This window comes from Streptomyces sp. NPDC048479 (assembly GCF_040651435.1).
In the GTDB taxonomy this organism is placed as follows: domain Bacteria; phylum Actinomycetota; class Actinomycetes; order Streptomycetales; family Streptomycetaceae; genus Streptomyces.
In genome coordinates this window covers 76,594-96,468 of sequence record NZ_JBEZKA010000001.1, presented here as the reverse complement: position 1 = coordinate 96,468, position 19,875 = coordinate 76,594, and the positions used below count along the sequence as shown (strand labels likewise).

Here is a 19,875-nt window from a genome sequence, read left to right as displayed (position 1 = left end):
ACGGCTCAGGGGTGATCCTTCACCTCGTGCTCGCCCCCGGGCTCTCACCGTCCCCGGGTCGCTCATGGCCGCGTACGAAGCTACTCGTCCCCATCCACGCCTTTCGCTCCGCCCAGTGTACGGGCCCGTACGGCGGGGGGCCGACCGCATTTCCCCGGGTCTTCCCCCGGGTCGCCCGCGGGCCGCGCCGTTGACCCGAATGGCCATACGGGGGCCGGCGGACTCCGGCTCCGCCCGGCCGGCGGATTACCGGGCGGGGAGCTGGGCACAACGGATGCAGGTTCGTCTTGCCCCGGCCGGGGCGGGCCGGACCGGCGGCGTGCCCCGTTTGCCGCGGGGCTGGGGTCGATTTATCGTCCCAGCACGATTCGCGCGCAAGATCACAGTATGTGAAGGGGCCGCGGCATGGTGGCGAAGAAGACTGCCGAGAAGTCGGCGTCCGCACGATCCACCGCCGCTGAGGCGGCGGCCAAGCACACGAGCGGGAAGAACAACGCCGTCGCGAGGAAGGCTGCGGCAGGTACCGGTGAGGGGGCCGCGAAGAAGACCGCGGCGGCGGAGAAAGCGGTGACGAAGAAGGCGTCGGCGGGTAAGGCACCCGCGAAGGAGGCGCCCGCGGAGAAGACGACGTCGGCGAAGAAGGCGACCGGGAAGAAAGCCGCGGCCAGGAAAGCGTCCGCCAGGAAGACGTCCGCCAAGAAGACGTCTGCGAAGAAGACCACCCCCAGCAAGACGACTGCGAAGAAGGCGACTGCCGTGCAGGAGACGGCCGCATCGGTGCCTCAGACAGCGCCGGTGAAGAAGGCACCTGCGAAGAAAGCCGCGGCCAGGAAGGCGGCGCCCGCTGGGGCGACCACCAAGAAGGCCGCCAAGAAGGCCGCACCTGCGGCCAAGGGGGCGGCCCAGGCCGCCGAGCAGACAGGAGCCAGAACGGTGGGAGCGAAGAAGACCGCGGGTGCGGCATCAGCTGCCGGCAAGAGCGCGACAGCGATGCCCACGGCCCGTACAGCGGCCGCGACACCGCCGGAGGAGCTCGCCGTACGGCCCGGCGAGGACCCGTGGACCCCGGAAGAGGTCGCCGAGGCGCGCGCCGAGCTGGAGAGCGAGGTGACTCGGCTGAACAGTGAGCTCACCTCCTCGGAGGCGGCGCTGGCCGGGCTGATGCGGGACTCCGGGGACGGTGCGGGCGACGACGACGCCGACACCGGCACAAAGAACATCACGCGCGAGCACGAGATGTCGCTCGCCGCCAACGCCCGGGAGATGCTGGAGCAGACCGAGCGGGCGCTGCTACGGCTCGACTCGGGGACGTACGGGCTCTGCGAGATCTGCGGCAAGCCGATCGGAAAGGCCCGTATGCAGGCGTTCCCACGCGCCACACTCTGCGTGGAGGACAAGCAGAAGCAGGAGCGGCGGAGCTGACCGCGGGCTGAGACTCCGCATGTGTGTGCCGTACCCTCGTGCTCAGTCAGGCACCTAGGTTGAGGGACTCACGTGGCAGAGGCGGAGCGCATCATCGGTACGCCAGATGTTGACGACGAGGCTGCGGCGCCCGCCGAGCAGCCCAAGGGCAGCCGCAAGATCGCTGTGCTGTTCGGCGTGGCGGTCGTGGCCTACCTGATCGACCTCGTCAGCAAGATGCTCGTGGTGGCCAAGCTGGAGCACCACGAGCCGATCAAGATCATCGGCGATCTGCTGAAGCTCGCGGCGATCCGGAACCCCGGCGCGGCCTTCGGCATGGGCGAGGCCTTCACCGTGATCTTCACCTGCATCGCGGCGACGGTGATCATCGTGATCGCCCGGCTGGCGCGCAAGCTCTACAGCCTGCCCTGGGCGATCGCCCTCGGGCTGCTGCTCGGCGGTGCGCTCGGCAATCTCACCGACCGGATCTTCCGTGCGCCGGGCGTCTTCAAGGGCGCGGTCGTCGACTTCATCGCGCCCGCGCACTTCGCCGTCTTCAACCTCGCCGACTCCGCGATCGTCTGCGGCGGCTTCCTGATTGTGATCCTGTCCTTCAGGGGGCTGGACCCCGACGGGACAGTCCACAAGGACTGACAAGGCATACTCGTCGGGTGAGTACAGTTCCCGAGATCCGCACCCTGCCCGTACCCGATGGCCTTGAGGGCGAGCGCGTCGACGCCGCCATCTCCCGGATGTTCGGGTTCTCCCGTACGAAGGCGGCCGAACTGGCAGCTGCCGGGAAGGTGCAGGTCGACGGTTCGGTCGTCGGAAAGTCAGAGCGTGTGCACGGCGGCGCGTGGCTCGAGGTGGAGATGCCTCAGGCGCCCGCGCCGGTGCAGATCGTGGCCGAGCCGGTCGAGGGCATGGAGATCGTGCACGACGACGACGACATCGTCGTGATCATGAAGCCGGTGGGCGTGGCCGCGCATCCGAGCCCGGGCTGGACCGGGACGACGGTGATCGGCGGTCTTGCGGCGGCCGGGTACCGGATCTCGACGTCGGGCGCGGCGGAGCGGCAGGGGATCGTGCACCGGCTGGACGTCGGCACGTCCGGGCTGATGGTCGTCGCCAAGTCGGAGCGGGCGTACACGCTGCTGAAGGCGCAGTTCCGGGACCGGGTCGTGGACAAGCGGTACCACGCGCTGGTGCAGGGGCACCCGGACCCGATGAGCGGGACGATCGACGCGCCGATCGGCCGGCACCCGAACCACGACTACAAGTGGGCGGTCACGGCGGAGGGCAAGCCGTCGGTGACGCACTATGACCTGATCGAGGCGTACCGGGCGGCGTCGCTGCTGGACATCAAGCTGGAGACGGGGCGTACGCACCAGATCCGGGTGCACATGGCGGCGCACAAGCACCCCTGCGTGGGCGATCTGACCTACGGCGCGGACCCGACGCTGGCGAAGCGGCTGGGACTGAGCAGGCAGTGGCTGCACGCGGTGCGGCTCGGCTTCGAGCACCCGTCGGACGGGCAGTGGGTCGAGTTCGGGAGCACGTACCCGGACGATCTGCAGGAGGCGCTGGACAAGATCGCGGCGGAGAGCGCGTGAGCGTTTTCCTGGTGCGGGAGGCGGTCGGCCCGGCCGACCGTGAGGCGTGTTTCGCGGTCCGGAAAGAGGTCTTCGTCGTCGAGCAGGGGGTGCCGGAGGAGATCGAGTACGACGCGTTCGACGCGGAGGACGCGGCCACGGTGCATGTCCTCGCGGTCGGCGCGGACGGGGTCTCGCTGGGCACGGGCCGCCTGCTGCACGGCCCGGCCGCGGCGGGCAGGACCGGCGGCGACGATTCGGTGGGCTCGCTGGGCCGGCTCGCGGTGAACAAGGCGGCGCGGGGACTCGGCGTGGGCGTGGCGCTGGTGCGGGGCATCGAGGAGGCGGCGCGGGAGCGCGGGCTGGCGTCGGTGGACCTGCATGCGCAGACGCAGGCGGTGGGGTTCTACGAGCGGCTGGGGTATCTGGCCTACGGGGCGGAGTTCTTGGACGCGGGGATCGGGCATCGGGCGATGCGGCGGGCGCTGTAACTGAGGCCGTTGCTCCCCTGGCCCGCCCCTTCCCGTTGTGTCGATGTGCGGCTCCGCCGCTGGTGGGGGCAGACCCCTCTGGGTGCCCCGCCCTTCAGCGCGGTAGGCCCCAGCGCGTCCAGGTGCCCAGCGGTGGGACCTCTCTCGGTGGGGACGGGTGCGTGTCCTTCGTCGTGATCACCGCCGTTGCGTGGCGCGGGAGTTGGATGGCTGCGCGAGTCGGTGTGAGGGCCCGCCAGGGCAGGGGACGGTCGTGTTCGTCGCGGACCGAGAGCATGCCCTTCATTCCGTGGTCCACCACCAGCGGTGCGCCCGATTCGCTGTGGATGCGGATCCAGCGGGTCGCGCCGGCCGCGCGGTCCGCGTCGATCAGGAACGCGCCCTGGGTGCGGAGGTTCGCGATCGAGGCGTCGGGCCAGCGTGTGGAGACCGACGGGAAGACCTTGACCACGCCCTCGTGGCTCTGGACCACCATGTCCAGCATGGACTGTGCGCCGGTCAGCGGGCTCTCCAGGGCGAAGTTATTGCCCTCGCGGTACATGGTGTTGACCGTCATCCGGCAGTTGTCGACGACGCCGAGGTCGGTGAAGAAGGTCAGCGAGTCCAACGCCTTCTCCGGGGCGTCCATCACCGAGTACATCGAGGACGCGACCGCGTAGCTGTAGCCGTGCCAGCGCTGCTGCATGTTCACCCAGTGGTCCACGCTGCGCCGCATCACGTCCCGGTCGCCCGCACGGTCCCAGCTCCGTTCGCGCAGCGGATAGAGCCACAGCAGATGGGAGTGGTGCCGGTGCGAGTCGGCGAGCGGGACGTCCTTGCCGATCATGACTCCGGCCGCCGGATCCTCCGCGTACGGCGTCAGACGCGCCCCGATGTCGCGCCAGCGCGGCGCGCGCGGATCGTCGATGTGCAGCAGTCGGGCCGACTCCAGCAGTGTGCGTACGCCCCAGCGGATGAGCGAGAGATCGTACGTACAGTCCGCGGCGTCCGCGTACTCGGGCGAGCGGGTCTTCAGCAGATGCAGCCGGCCGTCGCCGCCCTCGTGCAGGAAGTGGTCGTAGAAATGGATCGCCTTGGCGAGGATCGGGAACACGACGTCGCGCAGGATCGCGCGGTCCATGGAGTGGCGGTAGGCGAGCCAGACATTGTGCAGGGCCCAGGTCAGATTGCCGAAGTTGTCGGAGATCCGGCCCGAGCCGGGGATGCCGACGTCGTATGTGTCACCCGCGCGCAGCTGCCAGTCCGATGGGTGGCCCAGTGCGTAGCCCTTGCCGTCCCGGTAGTCCACGGGCACGGACAGCGGCAGATTCTGCTCGAAGCGGCGGAACGCGCCCGTCACCGAATCGAGTTCGGGGTGGTTGGAGCCATGGATCGGAGCCATGCCGATCTGGACGTTGAGGTTCCACCAGACCGCCGTCCAGTTGTTGCCGACCTCCGGGAACCACGGGCCCCACTCGGAGATCGTCGGACCGTCGGCGCGGGTGGCCGAGGCCAGTTTGTAGAGCTGGATGAGGTAGAAGGCCTGGAGGCGTTTGTCGGGTACGGAGAGGAAGCTGCGCCGGTAGTAGCGGTGCCACCAGTCGCGGTGACGGGCGATCAGGTGGCCGGTGTCGGTGGCGAGGGTGCGTTCGACGTTACGTATCGCCTGGTCCGTCGCCTCGGACAGCCGGCCGGGGAACCGGTACACCAGATGCGCGGCGAGCAGCCGGCCGGTGCCCGCGCGCCGTTCGCGCCAGGCCGTCGTCCAGCCGCCGCCCGCGAGCAGCGGCTGCTCGACATAGCCGTCGCCGACAACCGGGTCCGGGTTCGGGGTGTACTCGGCGGGCTTGCCGCTCGTGCGCGTGGTGGCCGCCTGCAGCCACTGGAAGGACCACGCGGCCTCCTCCTCGCCGGCGCTCGGCCGGGTCGAGACCAACAGTGCCGAGGTCTCGCTGTGGACGAGGGCGGAGAAGGTGACGCTGCCGCGAGTGGTGGTGATGGTGCCGCGCAATTCGGCGTCGTACAGCTCAAGGGTCCAGTCGACGGCCGTGATCCCGCCGGCGAAAGTGAGGGTGAAATAGCCGATGGGCAGGCGGGAGTAGCCGATGCCGCCGCGCCACTGGCCGCGCTGGTCCTGGACCTCGGAGTGGCTGAGCATCAGCTTCAGGGTGTTCGCCGTCCTGCCGGCGTAGAGCTGGGCGCCGAGGCGGCCGTTGGCGAAGAAGGGGCCTTCCTGCCAGGACGTGGGGAGCCTGCGCCAGACCATGGCGGCCGCCCTGACCGTCTCCTCGTACGGGTCGGCCTCCGCGGAGGAGTTGCGGTGGGGCGCGGATGCGGATGCGGGCGCGGCCCAGGCAGTGGGGGACGCCGCCAGCCAGAGAGCGGTGCCGGCCGCGGAACCGAGTACGTCACGTCGTCTCATGCCCGCATGGTGCCCGTGCCCCAGCAGAACCGGAAGGCCTCTCGCGTCACTAAACATCCGATGGCTGTTCAGGATGGTGAATCAGAGATCTTTGCCATAGGGGATGTTGGGAAGGTTGAGGTGCTTTGCGTGGCAGGCTTGAGGATCTGATCGTCGAGGTTTCCCACCGCCGGAGGGCACACCGTGGACCAATTGGCGCTGCTGTTCGCGCTGTTGCTGGGGGCCGTGGTGACGGTGCCGCTGGGCGAGCGTCTCGGCCTGCCCGCGCCCGTGCTGATGACACTGGCCGGGATCGGCCTGGCCTTTGTGCCGATCGTGCCGAACGTCGACCTGCCGCCGGATCTCATCCTTCCGCTCTTGCTGCCGCCGCTGCTGTACGCCTCGGTACAGCGCACCTCCTGGCGGCAGTTCACGGCCAACATCCGGCCGATCCTGCTGCTCGCGGTCGCTCTGGTGTTTGTGACGACGGCGGCGGTGGCGGCCGTCGCCAACGCGATCGTGCCGGGGCTGCCGATCGCCGCGGCGGTCGCGCTCGGCGCGCTCGTCGCGCCGCCGGACCCGGTCGCCGCGACCGCCGTCGCCGGGTCGCTCGGACTGCCACGGCGGCTGACCTCCATCCTGGAGGGCGAGGGGCTCTTCAACGACGTCACGGCCATCGTGCTCTACCACGTGGCGATCGCCGCCGCGGTGAGCGGGACGTTCTCCTGGCCGGCCGCGGTGGGGGAGCTGGTGCTCTCGGGCGTGGTGGCCGTGGCGGTGGGGCTCGCCCTCGGCTGGCTCTCCAACAAGCTGATGAGCATGCTCGGCGACGCCACACTGCAGATCGGCCTCTCGCTGATGGTGCCGTTCGTCAGCTATGTGCTCGCGGAGGAGCTGAAGGGGTCGGGCGTGCTCGCCGTCCTCACCACCGCGCTCTTCCTGGCCGAGCACACCGCCGACGCCGACGACGTGATGGGGCGGCTGGCCGGAAACACCTTCTGGCAGGTCGTCGACATGCTGGTGACCGGAGTCGCGTTCGGTCTCATCGGACTTGAACTGCACCATGTCTTCGGCACGGCCAACGGGCGCGAGGCGCAGATGCTGGAGTGGGGCGCGGTGATCGTCGCGGTCGTCGTGGTGGTACGGCTGCTGTGGCTGATGCCTGCGACCTGGCTCGCCAAAAGACTGCACAACCTGCGGGACTACAACGAGGAAATCCCCGTGAGCTGGCGGGAGACCGTCGTCATGTGGTGGTCGGGGATGCGCGGCGTGGCATCGGTCGCGCTGGCGCTCGCCATTCCACGGAAGACGGACAGCGGGGCGGACTTTCCGGCGCGGGACGAGATCATCTTCATCGCGTTCGCGGTCATCCTGGCCACGCTCGTTCTCCAGGGGCTGACGCTGCCAGGGCTGGTACGGCGGCTCGGCGTACGCGCGGACGCGGACGCCGAGCGGGAACTGGAGCGGAGCCTGGCCCGCCGCGCGGCGAAGGCGGCCAAGCACCGGCTGCGGGAGATCGAGGCGGTGGAGGAACTGCCGGAGGACATCAGCGATCGGCTGCTGCGCGGGGCGTACGACATGGGGGCGAGGATCAGCCCGGACATCGTCGACGACGAGCGGCGCGAGTGGTTCGCGAAGCGGGAGGAACGCCTCAGGACAGTGCAGCGGATCCAGCGGGAGATGATGTCGGCGGCGCGCCACGAGGTGCTCTCGGCCCGCAATGAACCGGGCGCGAACCCGGAGGTGGTGGACCGGGTCCTGCGACACCTGGACGTACGCAGCATGCGGTGACGGGGTGGTCGCGGCTCGCGGTGCGGTGCGTGGCGGTGCGTGGCGGTGCGTGGCGGTGCGTGGCGGTGCCTCGCGGTACATGGCGGTGCCTCGCGGTACATGGCGGCGACCGGACGTCAGCCCCGGCCCGTCCGCGGCTGCGTTTCCCCGTCGTGGTCTCCGTCGCCCTGCTCGGGCAGGTCCACACCTGGTGCGGGCTCCGCGCCCGCCGGCCACGATCCGTCCGGCGGCAGCACACCCGGCGACGTCGCGATCCGCGGCAGCGCGTACGGATGCTTCTCGGACAGCCACGCGATCATCTGCTCCCGTACGGCACACCGTGCCGTCCAGATGTCGTCGGCGTCCTTGGCCGTGACCACCGCCCGTACCTGCATCGTGGTGGGCGTGGTGTCCGTCACCGCCAGGCTCCAGTCCCGGCCGTCCCACGCCTCGCACTCCCGCAGAATGTCCTGCAGCTTCTCGCGCATCAGGGCGACCGGCGCCGAGTGGTCCAGATGGAAGAAGACCGTTCCGGTCATCTGCGCCCCGCCTCGCGACCAGTTCTCGAAGGGCTTGCTGGTGAAGTACGACACCGGCATGGTGATCCGCCGCTCGTCCCAGGTCCGCACCGCCAGAAACGTCAGCGTGACCTCCTCGATCACACCCCACTCGCCGTCCACGACCACCGTGTCGCCGATCCGCACCATGTCGCCGAAAGCGATCTGGAAACCGGCGAAGAGATTGCCGAGCGTGGACTGCGCGGCGACACCGGCGACTATGCCGATGATGCCCGCGGAGGCCAGCATCGAGGCGCCGACCTTCTCCATACCGGGGAAGGTCAGCAGCATCGCGGCGACCGCCACCACCACGACGACCGCGATGACGATCCGCATGATCAGCGTGACCTGCGTTCGCACCCGGCGTACCCGGGCCGGATCGCGGGTCGACGACGCGTAGCGGGCGTACGAGGACTCCACGGCGGCGGAGACCATCCGTACCACCAGCCAGGAGCCGGCACTGATCAGCACCAGCGACAGGGCATGTCCGATGCCGGCTTCGTACTCCTCGATGAGCTGCCACTTCGTCTCGCGGTAGGTCCCTCTCAGCAGGGCGGTGAGCAGGACGACCTGGAGGGGCAGCCGGCAGCGGCGCAGCAGCCCCCACAGGGGGGTCTCGGGGTGGCGGGCGTCCACGCGGCGCAGCAGCAGGTCGACGGCCCAGCCGAGCAGCAGGGTGAGCACGACCGAGCCACCGACCACGGTCAACGGGCGCAATGCGTTCTCCATGACTTCGATTGACTCCGACAGCAACTGGCAGGATGGCCGAATGAACATCATGCTCTTTCATTCGGTCTACGGTCTGCGTCCGGCCGTGCACGCGGCAGCCGAGCGGCTGCGCGCCGCCGGACACCAGGTTCGCGTGCCCGACCTCTTCGAGGGACAAACCGTCGAGACCGTCGAGCAGGGCAGGGAGCTCAAGGACAAGATCGGCCAGGAGGAGCTGCTGCGCCGCGCGATCCTGGCCGCCGCGCCCCACTCCGACGAGGGGCTGGTGTACGCGGGCTTCTCCCTCGGTGGCTCGATCGCGCAGAACCTCGCGCTGGGCGACGAGAAGGCCCGGGGGCTGCTGCTGATGCACGGCACGTCCGACATCGCGGAGGGTGCGAGCGTGGACGAGCTGCCCGTACAGCTGCATGTCGCGGACCCCGACCCGTTCGAGCCGCACGACTGGCTGAGCGCCTGGTATCTGCAGATGCAGCGGGCGGGCGCGGATGTGGAGATCTACCGCTATCCGGGGGCCGGGCATCTGTACACCGACCCCGATCTGCCGGACTACGACGAGGAGTCGGCCGAGCGGACCTGGCGGATCGCGCTGGGGTTCCTGGAGACGCTCCAGCAGGACCAGTGAACGGCTGCCCGCCGCGGGTGCGGCGGGCAGCGTGGCGTCAGCCCGCCCGGTAGGCGGTCCAGCTGTCCTTCATCCGCTGCACCTGACCCGCGGTGAACTGGTACATGCACGGGTCGTAGGTGTAATCCATGAAGTTGTGGATCGGGTCCACGCCGGTCTTGTTGGTGCAGCTGTCACGGCCGGTCGGGCAGGCGGTCGCGGCGGTCTTCTCGGCCGGGGTGTCCGAGACATAGTCGCCGCTGCCGGTGCAGCCGCCCTGGAAGGTGTGGTACAGCCCCATCCAGTGGCCGATTTCGTGGGTGGCGGTGTCGCCCTCGTTGTAGTTGGTCGCGGAACCGCCGGGCAGCGAGGTGTCGAGGACCACCACACCGTCGTCGGACGCGTCGGAGGCATACGAGGAGGGGAAGGTGGCCCAGCCGAGCAGGCCGTCACCGAGGCTGGCGGTGTAGAAGTTGAGCGCGCCGGCGCCGCCCTTGCGCAGCTGCGACTTCATGGCCGTCTCGGCGGAGGAGTCCGGCTGGATGCCGTTGTACCAGGTGGCGTTGTCCGTGTAGTCCGTGCCGGCCAGCGAGAACTGGAAGCTCGAGTTGGTGTTGCCGGTGCCCTGGCCTGCGTAGGCCGTGTTGAGGACCGAGATCTGCTTGGCGATGTCGGTGGCGGTGAGCTTGCCGGTCGAACCGCTGTGGATGACGTGGAAGTAGACCGGAATGGTGGTCGCGGCGGCGACCGACAGTCTGCGGCCGTCGGTCCGGGCCGCCTCGACTCTCTTCTTCAGATCCGCGTCCATGGCCTTGGCCTTGGCGGCGGTGACCTCATTGGGCTCGTGGGCCTGGACGCCGCCGATGGGGCGGGCCTTGCGGGCGGCGGCGCTCGTGCCGGTGTCCTCGGCACACTCGTCGGAGGCGTTGGACACGTTGGAGACGGCCTTGGCGGCGGGTGCCTTGGTGGCGGCGATCCCCGTGGGGGCGGAGAGCGGCGAGAGGGCCAGGGTTCCGGCCATGATTGCTGTACCGAGTACGCGGTTACGCAAAAGCGGCGATATTCGGGCAAGAGTCCGCACGGTGTCTCCTCGCGTGGGGGTGGGGGAGTGGCCTTTTTCTGGCCACCGCGGGGAGATTACGGGTGCATGACAGGGCTTGATGAGAGGCGATCAAGCCCAATCAACCCGCGTAGAACTGCGGACAACCGGGATAAACGCCCGCGCCCTGTTCGGGGGTTGAGATCCTCACGTAACAAGTGGGGCTACAGAGACGGGTGGTGTGTCCGCTTTCAAGCCACGGATCACACCACCCGTCGTCTCGATGTGATCACTGGTTAACACATCGCGGAGTGGCTGAAATTCGGCGTCAGCGCACCGGCTGGTTCACCCGCTCGACCTTCTGCGTCCCGCTGAGCGTCCGGTAGGAGCGAGCCCACTTCGAGGTCGCGTCCTGCTTCGTCTTGTCGGACAGGACGTAGTAGTCCATCTGCGAGCGCTCGGCGGTGACGTCGAGGACGCCGTAGCCGTGGTTGTCCATGTCGATCCACTTCACATGGCGGTTGGCCGCCTTGACGGCGGCGGAGGCCACCAACGAGACCGTGCCCGGCGCGACATGGAGGATGTCGTCCAGGTTGTCGGAGGTCACCGACGTCACCACGAACTCGGTCGCGGCGGACTCCGAGAAGGGATACGTCGCGGCCTTGACCGGGACGTCGTTGGCCCAGGCCATGTGGATGTCGCCGGTGAGGAAGACGGTGTTCTCGATGCCGCGCTGCGTCAGATGCGCGAGCAGTTCCTTGCGGTCGTCCGTGTAGCCGTCCCACTGGTCGACGTTGACCGCGAGGCCCTCCTTGGGCAGGCCGAGCAACTCCGCTATCGGCTCCAGCAGATGGGCCGGTACGGAGCCGAAGGCGACCGGCGAGATCATCACCGAGGTGCCGACCAGCTTCCATGCCGCGTCGGATCCGGCCAGGCCGGACTTCAGCCAGTCCAGCTGGGCGCGGCCGGTGATCGTACGCTCCGGGTCGTCCACGCTGCCGTTGCCGACCTTCGTCTGCTGCGAGCGGAAGGACCGCAGATCGAGCAGGTGCAGATCGGCGAGCTTGCCGAAGCGCAGCCGGCGGTAGACGGTGCCCTCGGTGGAGGCACGTACGGGCATCCACTCGAAGTAGGCCTGGCGGGCGGCGGCGGCGCGGGCCGCCCACTCGCCCTCGGTGCCCGGGGTGTGGTTCTCCGCGCCGCCCGACCAGGCGTCGTTCGCGAACTCGTGGTCGTCCCAGATCGCGATCACCGGATGCGCGGCGTGCAGCGTCTGCAGGTCGGTGTCCGTCTTGTACGTGGCGTGGCGGGTGCGGTAATCGGCGAGTGTGGTGATCTCGTTCTTCGGCGAGTGCTGCCGTACGACGTACTTCGGCTCCGGGTAGCCGCCGGTGGCGTACTCGTAGATGTAGTCGCCGAGATGGAGGATCGCGTCGAGGTCGGCACGGGCGGCCAGATGCCGGTACGCGGAGAAGTAACCGGACTCCCAGTTGGCGCAGGAGACCACACCGAAGCGGACACCGGGTGTGGCGGCGTCGGTGGCCGGGGCGGTGCGGGTGCGGCCGACGGGGGAGAGGGCGGTACCGGCGGTGAAGCGGAAGTAATAGGCGGTCGCCTGGCGCAGGCCCCTTACGTCAACCTTGACGGTGTGGTCGGAGGCGGCCTTCGAGGTGGTGGTGCCGCGGGCGACGACACGGGTGAATCCCTTGTCCTCGGCGACCTCCCAACCCACCGCGGTGTCCGGGCCCTTGCCCGAGCCGGGCACGGCATCGGGGGTGGGCGTGATGCGTGTCCACAGCAGCACGCCGTCGGGCAGCGGGTCGCCGGAGGCCAGGCCGTGCAGGAAGGCGGGGGCCTCCTGGGCGGAGGCGGCGTTTGCGGAGGTGGCGGCCGCGAGGGCGGGAGCGGCGACGGCAGCGGTGGCGGCGACGGCCTTGACGACCGTGCGGCGGCTGGGAGTTGAGGAGAGTCGACTGGTCACGGCCGATCAGACTACTGATCGGTAAGGCGAATGGGTGAGCGAACGGGGAAAGTTCGCCGGGTGATGGGGAACGGTCTACCGGGGTGTTGCTTGTGGGTCGGGTGGGGGCGTGGTGGTAACCGGGCGGAATTGGGCGAAGGGGGGTGTTCCCCCCACTCCGCCCCTTCCCTGAACTGAGGGCGAGCCCCCCCAAAAAAGAGGTGGGGTGTGGGGGCTGCCCCCCACACCCCACGCTCGCGCCGTCAGGTCGTCAGGTCGTCAGGCCTTCAGCGCCTTGGTGATCGCCGCGTTGAACTGTTCCACCGTCATCGGCGGGTTCTTGCTGCCCTGCGCCGTGACCGTCTTGCCGTCCATCTTCAGCGTCGGCGTGCCCGTGACCCCGCTCTTGCTGAACGCGTCCGTCATCTTCATCGCCCAGCCGTCGAACGTCCCGTCCTCCACGTTCTTCTTGAACTCGCTGTTGCCCTTCAGCGCCGGCACGGTGTCCGCGATCTCGAGCAGGTACGAGTCCTTGGAGAACTTGTCGTCCGTCTCGTTCGGGTGGAACTTCGCCGAGTACAGCGCGGTCTTGTACTCGGCGAACGCCTCCGGGCTCACATTCAGCGCCGCGCCCAGCGCGCTCAGCGCGTTCTTCGAGCCCTGGCCGTTGATGGACTTCTCGCCGTCGATGAACGTGGCGCCGATGTACTTGATCTTGTACTTGCCGGCGTCGACGTCCTTCTTCACCGTCGCGCCCACCGTCTGCTCGAAGCTCGCGCAGACCGGGCAGCGCGAGTCCTCGTACAGCTCCAGGGTCTTCTTCGCGGTCGGCTTGCCGATGACGACGGTCGTCCCGTTCTCGCCCTCGGTGTTCTTCGGCGCGGTGACGTTCTTCTCGTCCTTCACCGACTCCCAGTGGGTCGGCTTGTTGGCCTGCATGATCGCGTAACCGATGCCACCCGCGATCGCGAGAACCACGACCGTCGAACCGATGACGATCAGCTGCCGGCGGGTCTTGTCCTTCTTGGCCTGGCGCTCACGCTCCTGGCGCAGCCGCTCGCGGGCCGCCGCCTTGTTGGCCTGGCTGTTGCGTGCACTCATGCTGATTCACTCCGTGTGATGTCGTATCAGGAGATACGGAAAATGGGGACTGCGGGCTCAACCGAAAACTGCGGCCGAGCGCGGCGGTCCTCGCCGTCCGACGGAGTGCACCAGCAGACACGTGCGGGAGGTACGGGGCCGGCGGGGCGCGGGGCGCGCTCCGCGGCCCACCGAACGGTGGGCCGTGCCCACCGCGATGACCGCGAGCAGCAGCGGCCGGAACGCGAACGCGCCGACCGCCCGCACCAGTGCGGCCAGCGCCGACTCGCCGCGCCGCAGCCAGGCCGCGGCGAGCAGCCCGAGCGACACATGCGCGGCGAGCAGCAGCCAGGGCAGGGCAGGGTCCGTGGAGTGCAGCAGAGTTGCCGCGCCCCGCTCGGGGACGGCCACCCCGGGCAGCGCCGTGCCGACACGGCCGCCGCACAGCACATCGAAGCCGACCGAGCGCAGCGAACCGGCGACCGGTCCGCCGCCTGGGCCGTAACAGACGTCCTGACCGGTGGTGAAGACGGTGTCGGCGGCCAGCTCCAGCGGAACGAGCAGACCCGCGATCCGCCAGAAGCCGCGCTCCCGACGCGACAGCGCGTACGCCACGGCGAAGACACCCGCCGCGAGTCCGGCGACGGTCGTCAGCGGAAGCGGGACCCGCGACAGCAGGACATGGGAGGCAGCGGACAGCGTCACGACCAGTGCCGTGAAGATCGCTGCCCGCAGCCCCCTGAGCCGCGCCTCGCTCATGTCCATCACCGGGGAGTGTCCCATGCGTCTCTATAAGCGATACCTAAGGATCCTGCCCGGCTCCCGGCCCGGCTCCGGCCGACCCTAGAGACCCGGAATCCTTCCGTTACGGAAGAGGTCCACGAAGATCTGGTGGTCCGCCCGCGCCCGCGTGCCGTAGCAGTGCGCGAACTCCACCAGCAGCTCGCCGAAGCTGTCCTCGTCGGCCGCGATCGCCGCGTCGATGGCCCGCTCCGTGGAGAACGGCACCAACGAGTGACCGCTCTCGTAGTCCGCCGCGCCGTGCATCGTGGCCGTCGCCCGGCCGAGGTCGGCGACGACCGCCGCGATCTCCTCCGGATCGTCGATGTCCGACCAGTCCAGATCCACCGCGTACGGCGAGACCTCGGCCACCAGCTGGCCCGAGCCGTCCAGCTCGGTCCAGCCCAGCCACGGGTCGGCGTGGTCCTGGAGCGCGCGCTGCGAGATCACCGTGCGGTGACCCTCGTGCTGGAAGTAGTCACGCACGGCGGCGTCGGTGATGTGCCGGGAGACCGCCGGGGTCTGCGCCTGCTTCATATAGATCACGACATCGTTCTCGAGGGCGTCGCTGTTGCCCTCGAGCAGGATGTTGTACGAGGGCAGGCCGGCCGAGCCGATGCCGATGCCACGCCGTCCCACGACGTCCTTGACCCGGTACGAGTCGGGCCTGGTCAGGCTGGATTCGGGCAGGGTCTCCAGATAGCCGTCGAAGGCGGCGAGCACCTTGTAGCGGGTGGCCGCGTCCAGCTCGATGGAGCCGCCGCCGGGCGCGAAGCGCCGCTCGAAGTCACGGATCTCGGTCATCGAGTCCAGCAGCGAGAAGCGGGTGAGCGAGCGGGCGTCGCGCAGCGCCTCGAGGAGCGGGCCCTCGGCGGTGTCCAGCGTGAAGGGCGGCACCTCGTCGTTCTTGGCGCCGGTGGCCAGGGCGTGGATGCGCTCCCGGTAGGCCGCGGCGTAGATCCGCACCAGCTCGGTGATCTGGTCGTCGCTGAGCGCCTTGGTGTAGCCGATCAGCGCCAGCGAGGCGGACAGCCGCTTCAGGTCCCAGGTGAAGGGGCCGACGTACGCCTCGTCGAAGTCATTGACGTTGAAGATCAGTCGGCCGTTGGCGTCCATGTACGTGCCGAAGTTCTCGGCGTGCAGATCGCCGTGGATCCACACCCGGCCGGTGCGGTCGTCGAGGAACGGCCCGCCGTGCTGCTCCCGCTCCAGGTCGTTGTAGAACAGGCAGGCCGTGCCCCGGTAGAAGGCGAAGGCCGAGGCGGCCATCTTCCGGAACTTCACCCGGAACGCGGCCGGGTCGGCGGCCAGAAGCTCGCCGAACGCGGTGTCGAAAACGGTGAGAATCTGCTCGCCGCGCTCTTCAGCTGTGACCTCGGCGGGTCGCGGTACCGACATCGCTGGGTGCCTCCTGGTGCATGACAAATGGGGCGGGCAGTTCCGCCCCTTCAACGGACGAAGGTACTCGGGAGTGCCCGCCGACTGTCAGCGCGGAGACGTAGACTTCCACGCTGTCCCCCCAGACTGCCCGCAGCCTGCCGCCCACCGTTCTCCGGAGGCATTCCGCCGTGACCAAGCCGCCTTTCACGCACCTTCACGTCCACACCCAGTACTCCCTGCTGGACGGTGCCGCGCGGCTCAAGGACATGTTCGATGCCTGCAACGAGATGGGCATGTCGCACATCGCCATGACCGACCATGGCAACCTCCACGGCGCGTACGACTTCTTCCATCAGGCCAAGAAGGCGGGCGTCACACCGATCATCGGCATCGAGGCGTACGTCGCCCCCGAGTCCCGGCGGAACAAGCGGAAGATCCAGTGGGGCCAGCCGCACCAGAAGCGGGACGACGTCTCCGGTTCCGGTGGCTACACCCACAAGACGATCTGGGCGGCCAACAGGACCGGTCTGCACAACCTCTTCCGGCTCTCCTCCGACGCGTACGCCGAGGGCTGGCTGCAGAAGTGGCCGCGGATGGACAAGGAGACCATCGCCCAGTGGTCGGAGGGGCTCGTCGCCTCCACCGGCTGCCCCTCCGGCGAGCTCCAGACGCGGCTGCGCCTCGGCCAGTTCGACGAGGCGCTCAAGGCGGCCTCCGAGTACCAGGACATCTTCGGCAAGGACAAGTACTTCCTGGAGCTGATGGACCACGGCATCGAGATCGAGCGCCGGGTCCGCGACGGCCTCCTGGAGATCGGCAAGAAGCTCGGCATCCCGCCGATCGTCACCAACGACTCGCACTACACCTACGCGCACGAGGCCGGCGCCCACGACGCCCTGCTCTGCATCCAGACCGGCAAGAACCTCTCCGATCCGGACCGCTTCCGCTTCGACGGCACCGGCTACTACCTGAAGTCCACGGACGAGATGTACGCAGTGGACTCCTCGGACGCCTGGCAGGAGGGGTGCGCCAACACCCTCCTGGTCGCGCAACAGATTGACACCGAGGGCTGGTTCGAAGAGCGCAACCTGATGCCGAAGTTCGAGGTGCCCGAGGGCTACACCGAGGTGACCTGGTTCCGCGAGGAGACCATGCGCGGCATGGCCCGGCGCTACCCCGGCGGCATCCCGGACGACCGGCTCAAGCAGGTCGAGTACGAGATGGGCATCATCATCGACATGGGCTTCCCGGGGTACTTCCTCGTGGTCGCCGACTTCATCATGTGGGCCAAGAACAACGGCATCGCGGTGGGCCCGGGCCGAGGCTCCGCGGCCGGCTCGATCGTCGCGTACGCCATGGGCATCACCGACCTCGACCCGATCGAGCACGGCCTGATCTTCGAGCGCTTCCTCAACCCCGAGCGCATCTCCATGCCCGATGTCGACATCGACTTCGACGAGCGCAGGCGCGGTGAGGTGATCAGGTACGTCACCGAGAAGTACGGCGCCGACAAGGTCGCCATGATCGGTACGTACGGCAAGATCAAGGCAAAGAACGCCATCAAGGACTCCGCGCGAGTGCTCGGCTACCCGTACGCGATGGGCGACCGGCTCACCAAGGCGATGCCCGCCGACGTCCTCGGCAAGGGCATCGACCTCAACGGCATCACCGACCCGAAGCACCCGCGCTTCAGCGAGGCCGGCGAGATCCGCGGGATGTACGAGAACGAGCCGGACGTGAAGAAGGTCATCGACACCGCCAAGGGCGTCGAGGGCCTGGTCCGGCAGATGGGCGTGCACGCGGCCGGCGTGATCATGTCCAGCGAGACGATCACCGACCATGTCCCGGTCTGGGTCAGGCACAGCGACGGCGTGACCATCACGCAGTGGGACTACCCGAGCTGTGAGTCGCTCGGCCTGCTGAAGATGGACTTCCTGGGCCTGCGGAACCTGACCATCATGGACGACGCCGTCAAGATGGTGAAGGCGAACAAGGGCGTCGAGCTCGACCTGCTCGCTCTCCCGCTGGACGACCCCACGACGTACGAACTGCTCTGCCGCGGTGACACGCTCGGCGTCTTCCAGTTCGACGGCGGCCCGATGCGTTCGCTGCTGCGGCTGATGAAGCCCGACAACTTCGAGGACATTTCCGCCGTTTCGGCCCTGTACCGGCCAGGCCCGATGGGCATGAACTCCCATACGAACTACGCGCTGCGCAAGAACGGGCAGCAGGAGATCACGCCGATCCACCCGGAGCTGGAGGAGCCGCTCAAGGAGGTCCTCGGCCTCACCTACGGCCTGATCGTCTATCAGGAGCAGGTGCAGAAGGCCGCCCAGATCATCGCCGGGTACTCACTCGGCGAGGCCGACATCCTCCGCCGCGTGATGGGCAAGAAGAAGGCCGACGAGCTGGCGAAGAACTTCGTCCTCTTCCAGGCCGGTGCCAAGAAGAACGGCTTCAGCGACCAGGCCATCCAGGCGCTGTGGGACGTGCTGGTCCCCTTCGCCGGATACGCCTTCAACAAGGCGCACTCCTCCGCGTACGGGCTGGTCACCTACTGGACCGCATATCTCAAGGCCAACTACCCGGCCGAGTACATGGCCGCGCTGCTCACCTCGGTCAAGGACGACAAGGACAAGTCCGCCGTCTATCTGAACGAGTGCCGCCGCATGGGCATCAAGGTGCTGCCGCCCAATGTGAACGAGTCGCAGTCCAACTTCGCGGCCCAGGGCGACGATGTGATCCTTTTCGGTCTCTCCGCCGTGCGGAACGTCGGCACGAACGTCGTCGACTCGATCATCCGCTGCCGTAAGTCGAAGGGGAAGTACGCGACCTTCCCGGACTTCCTCGACAAGGTCGAGGCGGTCGTGTGCAACAAGCGGACCGTCGAATCGCTCATCAAGGCCGGCGCCTTCGACGAGATGGGCCACACCCGTAAGGGGCTGGTCGCGCACCACGAGCCGATGATCGACAACGTGGTCGCGGTCAAGCGCAAGGAGGCCGAGGGCCAGTTCGACCTCTTCGGCGGGATGGGCGAGGAGGACAGCACCGAGCCGGGCTTCGGGCTCGACGTCGAGTTCTCCGACATCGAATGGGACAAGTCGTATCTGCTCGCGCAGGAGCGCGAGATGCTCGGTCTCTACGTCTCCGACCATCCGCTCTTCGGTATCGAACACGTCCTGAGCGACAAGACGGACGCGGCGATCTCCCAGCTCACCGGCGGTGAACATGCGGACGGCGCGGTCGTCACCATCGGTGGCATCATCTCCGGCCTGCAGCGGAAGATGACCAAGCAGGGCAACGCCTGGGCGATCGCCACCGTCGAGGATCTGGCCGGCTCCATCGAGTGCATGTTCTTCCCGGCGACGTACCAACTGGTGTCGACACAGCTCGTCGAGGACACCGTGGTGTTCGTCAAGGGGCGGCTCGACAAGCGCGAGGACATCCCGCGCCTCGTCGCCATGGAAATGCAGGTCCCTGACATCTCCTCGGCAGGCACCAACGCCCCGGTGGTCGTCACCATCCCGACGGTGAAGGTCACCCCGCCGATGATCAGCAGGCTCGGTGAGATCCTCAGCCATCACAAGGGCAACACCGAGGTGAGGATCAAGCTGCAGGGCCCCCGCAAGACCACGGTGCTCCGGCTCGACCGGCACCGCGTCCAGCCGGACCCGGCTCTCTTCGGCGATCTGAAGGTGCTGCTCGGCCCGTCCTGCCTGGCCGGCTAGTGCCCGTGTGCTCGTGAGCCGTAAGTCGGTGGGCCCGTAAGTCCGTCGGCCTGTACGCACAAACGCCGCAAGGGGCGCGCCCGTCGTCACGGGCGCGCCCCTTGCGTCTTTACGGTGCGATCAGTTGTGGCCGAAGCGCCGCTGGTGTTTGCGGGCAACATCCGCCGGACTTCCCTGGGCCTGCGACTGAGGCTGCGCCTGGGACTCGTAGGCGGTGGACTTGGCCTGCTCGCCACCGCGCTCGGCGGCGGAAGAGGAGCGGTCCTGCTGCTGGGTGCTCTGCTTGCGGTTCTTGTTCTTGGCCATGGTGATGCCTCCTGTGGGATTTCTCGGGGCCAGGGCCGCTGTCAGACTCACATACCCGCAGAACTGCCGCATTTTGGATCA

Annotated in this window: 15 protein-coding genes; 7 read left to right on the top strand and 8 right to left on the bottom strand. The window is 68.4% G+C overall.

Annotated features, from left to right (window positions below; genetic code table 11):
- The first annotated feature begins 405 nt into the window (after nt 1–405).
- From AB0D12_RS00445 to AB0D12_RS00430, 4 genes are all read left to right on the top strand, one after another.
- Nucleotides 406–1,422 (top strand): TraR/DksA C4-type zinc finger protein, encoded by a 1,017-nt coding sequence (locus tag AB0D12_RS00445; RefSeq protein WP_362675382.1) that lies wholly within the window; start codon nt 406–408, stop codon nt 1,420–1,422.
- A 72-nt stretch (nt 1,423–1,494) separates the two neighbouring features.
- Entirely contained in the window at nt 1,495–2,055 is a 561-nt protein-coding gene (lspA, locus tag AB0D12_RS00440; RefSeq protein ID WP_362675381.1) for a signal peptidase II, read from the top strand.
- Between the two features lie 17 nt (nt 2,056–2,072).
- A complete protein-coding gene (locus tag AB0D12_RS00435) occupies nt 2,073–3,014 on the top strand; it encodes an RluA family pseudouridine synthase (RefSeq protein ID WP_362675379.1) in 942 nt (313 codons plus the stop codon).
- Nucleotides 3,011–3,484, top strand: coding sequence for a GNAT family N-acetyltransferase (locus tag AB0D12_RS00430; protein ID WP_362675377.1), 474 nt, complete (start codon nt 3,011–3,013; stop codon nt 3,482–3,484). Before AB0D12_RS00435 ends, AB0D12_RS00430 begins: the two co-directional genes overlap by 4 nt.
- 94 nt (nt 3,485–3,578) lie before the next feature.
- Here AB0D12_RS00430 and AB0D12_RS00425 read toward each other — a convergent pair whose 3' ends face one another.
- Nucleotides 3,579–5,885 (bottom strand): glycoside hydrolase family 95-like protein, encoded by a 2,307-nt coding sequence (locus AB0D12_RS00425; protein ID WP_362675375.1) that lies wholly within the window; start codon nt 5,883–5,885, stop codon nt 3,579–3,581.
- Nucleotides 5,886–6,068: 183 nt separating this feature from the next.
- Here AB0D12_RS00425 and AB0D12_RS00420 point away from each other — a divergent pair, with 183 nt between their 5' ends.
- Nucleotides 6,069–7,655, top strand: coding sequence for a Na+/H+ antiporter (locus tag AB0D12_RS00420; RefSeq protein WP_362675373.1), 1,587 nt, complete (start codon nt 6,069–6,071; stop codon nt 7,653–7,655).
- 116 nt (nt 7,656–7,771) lie between these two features.
- On the opposite strand, the gene AB0D12_RS00415 is transcribed toward AB0D12_RS00420, so the two are convergent.
- On the bottom strand, nt 7,772–8,920 hold the full coding sequence (locus tag AB0D12_RS00415; protein WP_362675371.1) for a mechanosensitive ion channel domain-containing protein: 1,149 nt from the start codon (nt 8,918–8,920) through the stop codon (nt 7,772–7,774).
- A 40-nt stretch (nt 8,921–8,960) separates the two neighbouring features.
- Between AB0D12_RS00415 and AB0D12_RS00410 the strand changes: the two genes are divergently transcribed.
- Nucleotides 8,961–9,542 carry a dienelactone hydrolase family protein gene (locus tag AB0D12_RS00410; RefSeq protein ID WP_362675369.1) on the top strand — a complete coding sequence of 194 codons (582 nt, stop codon included), beginning with the start codon at nt 8,961–8,963 and terminating at the stop codon, nt 9,540–9,542.
- A gap of 37 nt (nt 9,543–9,579) precedes the next feature.
- Here the strand turns inward: AB0D12_RS00410 and AB0D12_RS00405 are convergent, their stop codons facing one another.
- The 5 genes from AB0D12_RS00405 to AB0D12_RS00385 all read right to left on the bottom strand — a co-directional run bounded on the left by AB0D12_RS00405 (nt 9,580) and on the right by AB0D12_RS00385 (nt 15,778).
- Nucleotides 9,580–10,542: a zinc metalloprotease gene (locus AB0D12_RS00405; RefSeq protein ID WP_362675367.1), complete on the bottom strand. Its 963-nt coding sequence runs from the start codon at nt 10,540–10,542 to the stop codon at nt 9,580–9,582.
- A 346-nt stretch (nt 10,543–10,888) separates the two neighbouring features.
- Nucleotides 10,889–12,541 (bottom strand): alkaline phosphatase D family protein, encoded by a 1,653-nt coding sequence (locus AB0D12_RS00400; protein ID WP_362675365.1) that lies wholly within the window; start codon nt 12,539–12,541, stop codon nt 10,889–10,891.
- Between the two features lie 258 nt (nt 12,542–12,799).
- Complete coding sequence (locus AB0D12_RS00395) at nt 12,800–13,621, bottom strand: DsbA family protein (RefSeq protein ID WP_362675363.1); 822 nt, start codon at nt 13,619–13,621, stop codon at nt 12,800–12,802.
- A 57-nt stretch (nt 13,622–13,678) separates the two neighbouring features.
- Nucleotides 13,679–14,365: a hypothetical protein gene (locus AB0D12_RS00390; protein ID WP_362676345.1), complete on the bottom strand. Its 687-nt coding sequence runs from the start codon at nt 14,363–14,365 to the stop codon at nt 13,679–13,681.
- A 78-nt stretch (nt 14,366–14,443) separates the two neighbouring features.
- On the bottom strand, nt 14,444–15,778 hold the full coding sequence (locus AB0D12_RS00385) for a DUF2252 domain-containing protein (RefSeq protein WP_362675361.1): 1,335 nt from the start codon (nt 15,776–15,778) through the stop codon (nt 14,444–14,446).
- Between the two features lie 170 nt (nt 15,779–15,948).
- On the opposite strand from AB0D12_RS00385, the gene dnaE reads away from it, so the two are divergent.
- Nucleotides 15,949–19,488 (top strand): DNA polymerase III subunit alpha, encoded by a 3,540-nt coding sequence (dnaE, locus tag AB0D12_RS00380; protein WP_362675359.1) that lies wholly within the window; start codon nt 15,949–15,951, stop codon nt 19,486–19,488.
- A 120-nt stretch (nt 19,489–19,608) separates the two neighbouring features.
- Here the strand turns inward: dnaE and AB0D12_RS00375 are convergent, their stop codons facing one another.
- Nucleotides 19,609–19,794: a hypothetical protein gene (locus AB0D12_RS00375; protein WP_362675358.1), complete on the bottom strand. Its 186-nt coding sequence runs from the start codon at nt 19,792–19,794 to the stop codon at nt 19,609–19,611.
- Nucleotides 19,795–19,875 lie beyond the last annotated feature (81 nt).

What these genes read in the sequence shown, in the direction of transcription:
- AB0D12_RS00445 (WP_362675382.1), top strand. Translation starts at nt 406, where the DNA reads ATGGTGGCGAAGAAGACTGCCGAGAAGTCGGCGTCCGCACGATCCACC.
- AB0D12_RS00410 (WP_362675369.1), top strand. Translation starts at nt 8,961, where the DNA reads ATGAACATCATGCTCTTTCATTCGGTCTACGGTCTGCGTCCGGCCGTG.
- AB0D12_RS00425 (WP_362675375.1), bottom strand. Translation starts at nt 5,885, where the DNA reads ATGAGACGACGTGACGTACTCGGTTCCGCGGCCGGCACCGCTCTCTGG.
- AB0D12_RS00405 (WP_362675367.1), bottom strand. Translation starts at nt 10,542, where the DNA reads ATGGCCGGAACCCTGGCCCTCTCGCCGCTCTCCGCCCCCACGGGGATC.
- AB0D12_RS00385 (WP_362675361.1), bottom strand. Translation starts at nt 15,778, where the DNA reads ATGTCGGTACCGCGACCCGCCGAGGTCACAGCTGAAGAGCGCGGCGAG.
- AB0D12_RS00390 (WP_362676345.1), bottom strand. Translation starts at nt 14,365, where the DNA reads ATGGACATGAGCGAGGCGCGGCTCAGGGGGCTGCGGGCAGCGATCTTC.
- AB0D12_RS00375 (WP_362675358.1), bottom strand. Translation starts at nt 19,794, where the DNA reads ATGGCCAAGAACAAGAACCGCAAGCAGAGCACCCAGCAGCAGGACCGC.
- AB0D12_RS00415 (WP_362675371.1), bottom strand. Translation starts at nt 8,920, where the DNA reads ATGGAGAACGCATTGCGCCCGTTGACCGTGGTCGGTGGCTCGGTCGTG.
- AB0D12_RS00395 (WP_362675363.1), bottom strand. Translation starts at nt 13,621, where the DNA reads ATGAGTGCACGCAACAGCCAGGCCAACAAGGCGGCGGCCCGCGAGCGG.